The following is a 3,596-nucleotide window of genomic DNA, read 5'->3' as shown; positions in this document are numbered from 1 at the left end:
TCCGGTCTTTCCTCTTCCATGGTGGAAGCCATGCAACAAGCCGAAATCGACCAGGTGGAAGCAAAATACGATGTTCTCATACAAGAAGCCGAAAACAACGGGGAAGATACTGCCGCCCTGGAAGAAGAGAAGGAAAATAAGAAACTGGAGATTCAAAAGAAGTATGCGGATGTAAATTTTGCTATCAAGTGTTCCCAGATCATAGCAGATACAGCCGTTTCGATTATGAAGGCGTACGCGGACTTAGGACCGATCGCCGGAACCGTTGCTGCAGCAATGCTTGCGGCTACCGGTGTGGCCCAGCTTGCATCAGCCAAAGCAGAACGGGACAGAATTAAAAACATGTCCCTGAAAAACACTACTGGCAGCAAGACCGCCACGGCTGAACGTGTTGTTTCCGGTTCTTCCGGTGGTGGATATTCGGAAGGTGGTTACACTGGTCCCGGTGGGCGTTATGAAGTGGCCGGCGTTGTTCATAAGGGAGAATATGTGGTACCACAGCCGGAAATGAATAATCCTAAAGTAATCGACGCTGTTAGCACTATCGAAGCGATCAGGCGGCAGCGTACCAATGCGAACCCGTTGCCACAGAATCCGGGTGAATATGCGGAAGGCGGTTACGTTACCTCTTATGCAGGGGATTCTTCCTACCGGGAGTTCCTGGAAGCGGCAAAGGAGCTTCGCGCCTCTTGCGAGGCTATCAAGTTGATAAAAGCCTATATCGTTTACCAGGATTTGGAAAAAGTCAAAGAAACTATAGATAACGCCCGCGATACCTTTACACGCGGAAAATATAAGTAATCATTATGCTAAAGATTAAGACGAACAAAGGTTATATGGATTTAGGGGGTGACTTTACCGTACAGATTGACGAAAAATCCCCGGTCATGAACGATCGAGGATCACAAACTGTACCGGTTACAATTCCATGTACCAGTAATAATGCTAAAATAATCGGCTTTGCTCACCGGCTTGATATGAGCGTAAAACCGATGAATGAAGATCAGGCATGTACGGTATTGGACGGGGTATATAAACGTACCGGGAAGATAAATATCGTTTCCGCCGGTAAAAAAGAAGGTATTACCCTTAACATCGGCTTTGACAATTCGGAAGCTTACAGTGCTTGGAAAGCAAAGAAATTAAATGCTATTACATTACCCGTGAAGGAATATAACAGTGTTAATTCTCTTTGTGTGCATTTGCAACAAGTTTTAGGAGGTTATCAGGCTGATTATGCCGTATTTCAGATTATGACCGGTAACGATTCAAAAGATAACCAGTCTTACCCCAAATACCTGAATTATATCACACCTGTTTCAGAAGGAAGCAAAGTTTATCGGTTACGTTATCAAGCAAGAACAGAAACTTTTTTAGTAAATGGAACTCCGACCGCAGTAACACTTCCAGAAGGTTACGGCGTGACAGCCTTTTTATATGTATGGCGTGTACTGGAACTTGTTTTTTCCGAATTTGGATATACAATAACGGAAAATCCTTTTAAAACGGATAAACAGCTATATAACTTGGTAATCCTGAATAATGCGGCCGACTGTTGTGTTAAAGGAAAACTTTCTTACGCAGATTTAATGCCGGATTGTACGGTAGATGACTTCTTAAACGCCCTGTATGTGCGTTTCGGGCTGGTTTACAATATTTCTTCCGATACGAAAACAGCCACGTTAAGATTAATCCGGGATATTGTGGATGATGTTCCGGACATTGATTTATCCCGTAGCCTGACGGATGAACCTTTAATAACGTATGAAACGGCCCGGCAAATGAAGTTGTCGGCCAAGACTTCCTTTACCGGGGCGGCTCCCTCCGTTGAAAGGTTTGAAGACTACTTGAAAGATCAGAAAGTCGCAAGGTTAACTAAAGTTGATATATCTAAAAGGGTGATACATCTAAATTATGAGGAAACAACGGGACGGTGGTTCAAATGGGATGAAGATAATAACCGCCTTACTTATTCTTCGTCGAGTTTCTTTTCTTGGGATCGGAAAACCGATAATATAGAAGATAACGAATTAACCAGCGATGATGAATGTGTTCCAATGGATTTTGCCCCGAATGATATTCTTTCCCCTCAATATCTGGCTGATTACGTGCACCGTTACACGTATCTTAAAACCTCCTCTAATAATAACGATGAAGACTCGGAGAAGGTGGAAACACCGTTATCCTTCGTGTTTGCGTTTACGTCTTCCCAAAATAGTAAATATCCTTTCGGTTCTGTGTTACCTTACACCTCTGACGCCGAAGAGGTTATATTAAGAGACGGAAGCAAACATACAATGTCGCTATTTTTTCAATATGATAATGGCCTGTTTTTTAACTTCTGGAAGAAATACGACGCTATATTAAGACATTCATTCAATAAGATAGAGGCAAACGTTTTGTTACCGGTTCACCGGCTTACGGGTATGGATATCTTAACACCGGTAATACTTCGAGGACAATATTTACTTTTTGACGGGCTTTCTTATTCTCTTCCGGCAAATAAGATTGTACCCGTTGATCTGACATTAAGAACACTCCGGTTGATTGGTCCGTACGATTTGGATAAGGAACAAGAAACACCCGTTTTTGGTTCCAAGCTTTTTGCATGGGAATTTATAAGTTCAAATATAGAAACTGCCAAAGAGAATGAAAGGAACAGGATTTTACAACAGGCGAGGGATGAATGGAATAAAAGGCCGACCGCTGTGAACGAAATGAAATCAATAACTTACTCGCTTGACGGATATACAACCCGTAATGATGATAAATACCTGGTTGAAAACTATCCCCAGGAAGCGGGAATTACATTGCAAAGGAACTATAAATGTAAAGCGACAGCAATAATAAGTATCTACTACGAGCCTGGAAGTTTTACTCCCGGTACATATCGGGATGTTACGTATGAATCCGAATTTGAATATATAGATACTTTTGTTTCTGTTGTCTATTCCGGTTAATTTCGTCCTTTACTCTTCCTTTTATAAACCCAACTTTTGCACTATGGAAAAGCAGAATAATATCGTACTTGCCCCGTCCACTTCACAAGTAACGGAGCTTTATAATCTCTGGAGGGAGAACCACTCGGGCCGGCTTGCGGACTTTTATAAGTTTATGGTAAATCCTTCGGCTGTCAGGGATCGTTTTATTTCTTCTTTGGAGATGCAATATGATTTAATAGGAAGTTTTATTGTAACCAAAATAGCAAAGCAATGAGTGCCAGCGATGAAGCTTTAAAAGTGAATATATATCCAACAGGAAACGCCTTTACACGTAATCCTATTTTTCTATCTGTATTATCCTATTCTATGGCTACATACAGTATCAGGATGAATAATGAAGAAGTGTTCAAAGGAAACGGAATCGGGGAATTTCGTGTTAATATAGCCGAGATTGTCGAAACCGGAATATCAGGCACACGGATTTTACCGGAGGGTACGAATCATATATTTGCTGTTTCCGGTTTGTCGGCCGAAGTAACTATACGTGTGGTAAATGAGGGAGAAGAAGAATGTAACTTGTCTTTTACCGCCTGGAAAGGGGGAATTTCCAAGAAAGAGTTTAAACGTCTTCGAAATTTGGGAACCGATATATTT

Annotated in this window: 2 protein-coding genes and 2 pseudogenes; all 4 read left to right on the top strand. The window is 41.7% G+C overall.

The genetic code is table 11. The features are described 5' to 3' along the window. Positions 1 to 801 (top strand): annotated as a pseudogene (locus NSB03_RS20170) (phage tail tape measure protein); the annotation flags it as partial. 5 nt (positions 802 to 806) lie between these two features. Beyond that, a complete protein-coding gene (locus NSB03_RS20165) occupies positions 807 to 2,960 on the top strand; it encodes a hypothetical protein (protein ID WP_024988856.1) in 2,154 nt (717 codons plus the stop codon). 43 nt (positions 2,961 to 3,003) lie between these two features. Then, positions 3,004 to 3,216, top strand: a complete 213-nt coding sequence (locus tag NSB03_RS20160; RefSeq protein WP_135037288.1) for a hypothetical protein — start codon at positions 3,004 to 3,006, stop codon at positions 3,214 to 3,216. After that, positions 3,213 to 3,596, top strand: a pseudogene (locus NSB03_RS20155) (hypothetical protein); the annotation flags it as partial. The gene NSB03_RS20160 and the pseudogene NSB03_RS20155, both read left to right, overlap by 4 nt.

Origin of the sequence: Bacteroides acidifaciens, assembly GCF_024623065.1 — a bacterium.
Classification (GTDB): domain Bacteria; phylum Bacteroidota; class Bacteroidia; order Bacteroidales; family Bacteroidaceae; genus Bacteroides; species Bacteroides acidifaciens.
Note: the sequence above shows the minus strand (reverse complement) of the source record. Positions and strands in the feature narration are given on the sequence as shown.